A 6,503-nucleotide genomic window follows, 5' to 3' on the forward strand; every position below is an offset into this window, starting at 1 on the left:
GCAACCCGGGCTTGGGTTTGGGCTCTGTCATCTACTCCAACCTTTCGAAACGGACGAAACGTAGCCGTCTCCTGGTTGGGTGTTTCAGCCGGGCTCTGGTGTATTAACTCTGACGCGGAAGGGTGAGTAAGTTCTCGTCGCAGTTGCCTCCAGGCAGCTCCTGACACGCCCGGTGGCGGTTGTGGATGCATGCCAGTAAAGGGATTCACGGCGTTCTCATAGGCGTCGGTAAAGGATGCCCGCAGTGGTGCTGACCCAGAGGGTTCCATAATCCTCACCAGGCTTCCATCGGGAAGAGTGTACTGAGTGCCCGGGGCGCGAGTTGGCACAGACGCTAGCCCAGCCTCCTCAAACGTCTGAACCATTCTTGATCGGCTCGTTGGCACAATCACGCCATCGGCACTTGCGATGAAATCAGCCCCGCAGGGTGAGAGACCGAGGGGGTCGGTCAGGGTGGTCGGGTTGCTCACGTACGCGTACGTGTTCGGACCAGGCACCTGCCCCAACGGGTCCGAGCTGATGTACCTGGCATTCACCGGGTCGTAGTACCGGAAAACGTTGTACACCAACCCCGTCTCGGCATCGGCGAACTGCCCCGGGAACCGCAACGGCATCAGGTCACCAACCCGACCCGGCTCACCCCACAACAACGCCGACCGCGACCACACCGTCGACCCATCCGGCCCGACCAACCTCGACGGCGCACCAACCAGATCGGTCACGATCGCGTGGAACGCCTCATCCACCGACCCCACACCCGGCTCAACTCCAGCCGTGCCAGCGCCGGTATGCCGCGAACCACCGTCCGCGGACAAGTCACCTCCCCGACGGGTCGGAACACTCTGTTGGTTGAGGTGTGGCGTCGGCGCGAAGGCCGCCTGCGTATCGCGCGCGGCCGGGTTGCAGATCGAGGTTCGCGCGTTGGAAGTGGCCGTCAGAGCAGGCCCGGCGCTTGCTCCGGACCAGCCCAATCCCAACCCGACGAGCATCAGGACGAGCAATGCACGCAGCAACCAGCGGAGCAAAGGTCCTACTCGGCTCCGCCCGAGTCGCATCCCACCTCCCTCCTTCGAGTGAGTCCAGCAACGAATGGAAATTGGGCTCAGAACGAAGATACTCACGAGGACCGACCTTGAGGTCGGCCCCGGCAAGTTTCGTCAGGCCACCCCAATCAACAGGTCATCGATCTCTGGAGAGTCCTCACGCACCCACCCTCCCGCCCCAGAGGCCGCCTCTTCCCGTGTGATGTCGCCAGGCCTGGTCAAGTCCCGGGTAGTGGTGTAGCGCTGCGTTCTCCTTGATGGGTTTGTCAGGCGGTCAGTGCGGCAGATGACCGGCACGTCGGACTTGCGCGAGCCGACGGTCCGCGCCGTATCCCGATCGACCGACAGATGCACGAACTGCCGCCCCATCGGGCGCAGCACGTCCGACGGCGCGACGACGCCGCGCAAGCCGAGGTGGACGGCGTCGTAGGCGGTGTGGCGGTCGTACGAAACTGGCGGACCGCAGTGAGGCGTGGTGTTCGGCGGGGATGCGACGGAGAGGGTGTCGATGTAAGCGGAGGCGAGGACCGGTGTTGCGCAAACCTCAACCGAATCTGCGGATGGCGCGACGATACCGAGCCACGCCGCGAGCGTCACGACACAGTCGGTGAGGAATCGCCTCGCCAGCTTGCTCATCTCACTGCGGCCGGAATCCAGTGCGAAGAATGTGGCCGATTTCGTCTCGGAGCTGGCGAGCCTCCTTGGGCAGCAGGCCGACTCGTGTGTCGAATTCCCAATCGTCAACCGCCTGAAGGGCCTCACCGATGCTGTTCGCAAGTCCGGCTAGCTCATCTCGACTCACCGCGATCACAGCTTCGTCGGGGCTGACGTTCGGGAGCCCGCTCCAAGGCTCGGATGCATCTACAAGTCTCATTCGTCCACCTAGTGCAGTTGGTTGAGGAAGTAGTCGTAGCCGTCTCGGGGCTGGAAGGCAGTGCCACCATCCGGTGCGCGGGGGTTGCGGATGACCACTGTCCCCTCGCGCCAGAACGCGGTTCGTCCGGCGCTGAGGGTGCGCATCTCGCCGTTGAGCACGACGTCTTCGATATGAGTGGCGAATTGCGCCCTTGTACGGATCCCTGGGAACTCGCCCATTTCGACCTTGTGCTTCACGAACGCGTGCCCGCCAGCGATCTCCTGGCCCGTGAGTTGGGCGCGCAGGCGCACCCCGTTCAAGACGTCATCGGCACCTGTTGTCGTTGTTTTTACGTCGCCGCAGGGTGAGAGGCCGAGGGGGTCGGTCAGGGTGGTCGGGTTGCTCACGTACGCGTACGTGTTCGGACCAGGCACCTGCCCCAACGGGTCCGAGCTGATGTACCTGGCATTCACCGGGTCGTAGTACCGGAAAACGTTGTACACCAACCCCGTCTCGGCATCGGCAAACTGCCCCGGGAACCGCAACGGCATCAGGTCACCAACCCGACCCGGCTCACCCCACAACAACGCCGACCGCGACCACACCGTCGACCCATCCGGCCCGACCAACCTCGACGGCGCACCAACCAGATCGGTCACGATCGCGTGGAACGCCTCATCCACCGACCCCACACCCGGCTCAGCCCCAGCCGTGCCAGCGCCGGTATGCCGCGAGTCCCCGTCAGCGGTCACCGCACCACCGCGACGGGTCACCTGAGCCATCGGCTGACCCAGCTGGTCGTACTCCCACGTCACCGACGTCCCGACCTCAGCCCCGCCGAGCTCGGCGCCGGCCATGGTGGTGTGCTCGCTGATCTGGGCGCCGTCCCAGGCGAACCGCTCCTGCGAGAGCACCGCACCGGCGGCGTCGAGGTGCGTCTTGGCGACCCGGCGACCCAACGGGTCGTAGCTGTACACCCAGCTCGACCCGTCCGGGACGAGCACCGAGGTGAGGCGGTCCAGGTCGTCCCAGTCGAACACCCAGTCCAGCGACCCACCGGACAACAACGCCCGGCGCCGCCGCACCAACCGGCCACGGTCGTCGTAGCTGAACCGGTCACGACCCGACCGCACCAGCTCACCGCCGCGGTAGGACCGCAGCTCCCGCTCACCAGCTCCGACCGCATCGACCGACCCGCCCGAACCGGTGGAACCCGCCATGTCGATCTGGCTGCCGGTCAGGTTGCCCGTCACGTCATACCCGTACGTCTGCGACGGAACCCCTGCGTGGAGCACCGACGTGACCCGTCCCAGCGGGTCCAGCTCGTACTCGCTGCGCACCCCGTCGACCACCGCAGTGGCCAGGTCCCCGGCGCGGGTGTACCCGAATGCCATCGACCACAACGCCTCACCGGACGTCGAAGGCACACCGGACGCGGGCGGCATACCATCATCGACCGCCACGGGACCCGCGACCGGGCCCTCGACCACACCTGCGAGAGCCGTGCGCGATGCGAGGCGACCGCCGGCCGCCCACGTCGACGCAACCGTGAACCCGGTTCCGCCACGCGACCCGGCCGAGGCACCCGCAGCGACGGGAGCGATGTGCCGCGTCGCCTCCTGCCCCGCCGCGTCCCGGGCGACGCTCACCCGGTGTCCGGCCAGGACCAGCTCGCTGTCGCGGCCACCGGCCCCATGGGTCCAGGTCGACTCCACCCCTCCCGGGGTGACCCGTCGCACCGGGCGACCCGCGAGGTCGTACGCCCACGAGGAGGTGGCGCCGTCGATGGTCTCGGACACCAGCCGGCCCACCGCGTCATACGCCCGAGTCAGCTGCCCACCGGCCGAGCCGGCGCCGTTGTCGGCAGGTCCTCCAGACGTGTCCGCCGCCACGAGCCGCCCGACAGCGTCATACGCCCACCGCGTGACCAGCCCGTCAGTGGTGCTCGTCATCGCCACGCGACCCTCGGTGTCGTACTCGACGCGCTCACTCCCACCGGCCCGCACGGTCTCGACGACGCGCCCAGCCGCATCCAGTTCATAGGAGATGACCCGGCCGGCGTGGTCGACCTCCGCCACGACCTGACCGGCTACGTCCCGCTCGTACCGCCACGGCACCCCGGCCTCGTTCGTCACCGACAGCAGTCGCAGCATCGGGTCGTAGGCGTACTCCACCCGCCCGCCAGCCGCATCGACCTGCGCGACCGGCAGGTCGAAAGCGCCGAACTCCACCCGGGTCGTGCGACCGTCGGCGTCGGTGTGGGACACCGGGTTGCCCTCGCCGTCATAGGTCCACGTCTCGACACCGCCGTCGGGGAGCGCGCGCGACAACAGCTGACCGCGCAGCCCCCACGTGAGGGTCGTGACCCGACCCACGGGATCGGTCACCGTCGTGACCCGTCCCATGACATCGCGGTCGTATGCCGTGACTCCCCCACCCGGGGCCGTCACCGCGACGATGCGCCCGACCACGTCGTAGGCGAACGTCGTCACATCGCCCACGGGGTCGACGACCTCCATCGGGACCGTGGTGTCCCCGTCGTAGGCGTAGCGGGTCACCGCACCCACCGCGTCGGCGACGGACTCGACGCGGCCGGAAGAGTCGAGGTCGTACTGCGTCTGTGAGCCGTCCGGCAGCGTCACCCGGACAGCTTCGTCGGTGCGTTCGACCACGGTCCTGGCACCACCGGGCGAGACGACCAGCGAGACCCGACCGTCCTCGTCGTACTCCCACCGAGTCGTGGCGCCACCTGGGGTCGTCTGCGCCACCACGCGCCCGATCTCGTCGCGGGTCAGGGACGTGACCCGTCCGAGCGGGTCGGTCTCCTGCACGAGGAGGCACCGGCGGTCGGAGGTGTATGCCGCGTGGCCGCCGACCGCGTCCACCGACCGCGTCGTGCGCAGCCCCGTCGCCGGCTCCGGCGCGTCGTACTCGTAGGTGAAACGGAGCGACCCGTCCGCGCCGCCCTGGGCGACACAGCGGTGCGCGTCGTCGTAGGCGTAGTCGTACCGGTAGCCGTTGCTGTCTACCCAGTGCGTCAGGTCACCCCGGTCGTCGTAGCCGAAGACAGTCACCGGGTCCGATCCGCGCCCTGTCGACCCGTCCATCGCGACCTGCGTCAGCCGGCCGTGCTCGAACCCGAAAGCCCCGACCCGCAGGTCGGCGCCGTCCTCGCCAGCCCCGAGGACGTCCAACCCCGTCACCAGGGCCTGCTGATCGCGCCGAACCACGACCCGAACCCCGTGGTGCTGCTGCACGGCGATGGCGGTCCCGTCAGCGTCCCGCTCGATCGTGAACCCACGCCCCGCGCGGTCCTCGACCCGCACCAGCCACGCCGGCCACAGCACGCCGCCGGCCGGGCTGACATCGCCATCGTGGCCGCGACCACTCGTCGAGACAACCGCGAACACGCGGGACAGGCCGGTGTCGGGATCCGTTAGGCGGAACTCGCCCGGTTCGGCGGTGGACAACGGCCACTGCCGCGTGCCCGTGGACGGCAACACCACGCCCGCCTCGTGACGGCCGTCGCCGCCGACGTCCGTGAGCGACGGGTATGCCGTCACGCCGCCATCGTCCCGCAGCCACAACACCCCGTCGTCGTCGAAGACCAGACGCTCATCGAGGGTCGAGGCCCACTCCTGGCCGAAGGACCGCCCCAGCCGGTACCCAGAGGAGTAGTGCCGACGCAGCACCAACGGCACCGCCCCAGCCACCTCGACATCGACAGCGTCGAGGAAAACGAACCCCGTCGCAACATCCACCGGGTCACCACAGCTGACGACCTCGCGCCCACTGCGCGCTGCCCCAGCTTCGTTCGTCAGCGACCGCGCCGCCGCGGCGTCATCGGCAACGGTCCGCAGCGACGAGCCCTGCGACCCCAGCCTGCGTAGACCTGAGCTGCCCATGGCCCGGACGGCCGAGGCCATCGAGGTGATCGCGGTCTTGGCCGAGGACGCGATGTGCATCCCGGCACCGAGCAGGCCACCAGCCTTGAACGCGGACTTCAACGCCGCCAGGGTGGTCAGGCCCTTGGTCCCCGGGATACACGACAACGCCGCCAACGCCACGTCCCACAACGACGCTTGGCCCTTCAGGTACTTCATGATCGTGTCCGCCAACACCAGCAACGCGGCCGCGAACACCACCCACGCCAACGGACCACCAATGATCAACGCCACGATCCCCAACACCGCCACCACAATCTTGGCGATCTTGATGATCACATCCCAGGCTTCAGCAGCCCAGTCCTTGAACTTCTCCCACCGCGACCGCTCCGGAATCCCCGCATCACTAGCCTCACGAATCCGACCCGCAGCCGTCTTCGCATCCGCCACCCGCAAACTCGAAGCGTCCAACGCCAACTGCCGCGCCGCATCAAGACGCGACTGCGCCGCCACCACCGCAGCATCCGCCGACCGCGCCGCCGCCTGCGCCGAGGACAACCGCTGCTGCGCCGCCCGCACCGCCTCCGCACTCGGCAGCTCCACCCCCGCCGGCGGCGACGAATCCGCATACTTCTTCGCGGTCGCCAACACACTGCTACCAGCCGCCGACTCCACCCCACCCGACGCCGCCGACGCCGCAGCCTGCGCCGCCTCCAAATC

The 6,503-nt window shown here is 68.2% G+C and carries 4 protein-coding genes; 1 reads left to right on the forward strand and 3 read right to left on the reverse strand.

Features of this window, described 5'->3' with window-relative positions:
- The 3 genes from HJG52_RS21475 to HJG52_RS20295 form a co-directional block, all read right to left on the reverse strand.
- On the reverse strand, positions 1 to 1,055 hold a 1,055-nt coding region (locus tag HJG52_RS21475), incomplete at its 3' end, for an RHS repeat-associated core domain-containing protein (protein ID WP_346767878.1).
- A 102-nt stretch (positions 1,056 to 1,157) separates the two neighbouring features.
- The gene (locus tag HJG52_RS20290) at positions 1,158 to 1,679 is read right to left on the reverse strand and encodes a hypothetical protein (RefSeq protein ID WP_171245445.1); all 522 of its coding nucleotides are present in this window, start codon (positions 1,677 to 1,679) and stop codon (positions 1,158 to 1,160) included.
- Between the two features lie 246 nt (positions 1,680 to 1,925).
- Positions 1,926 to 6,089, reverse strand: a complete 4,164-nt coding sequence (locus HJG52_RS20295) for a DUF6531 domain-containing protein (RefSeq protein WP_206071201.1) — start codon at positions 6,087 to 6,089, stop codon at positions 1,926 to 1,928.
- Here HJG52_RS20295 and HJG52_RS20490 point away from each other — a divergent pair.
- Positions 6,064 to 6,503: hypothetical protein (locus HJG52_RS20490; protein ID WP_206071202.1), on the forward strand; the 440-nt coding region annotated here is incomplete at its 3' end. The genes HJG52_RS20295 and HJG52_RS20490 overlap by 26 nt on opposite strands.

It is taken from the genome of Knoellia koreensis, from assembly GCF_013041615.1.
Classification (GTDB): Bacteria; Actinomycetota; Actinomycetes; order Actinomycetales; family Dermatophilaceae; genus Pedococcus; species Pedococcus koreensis.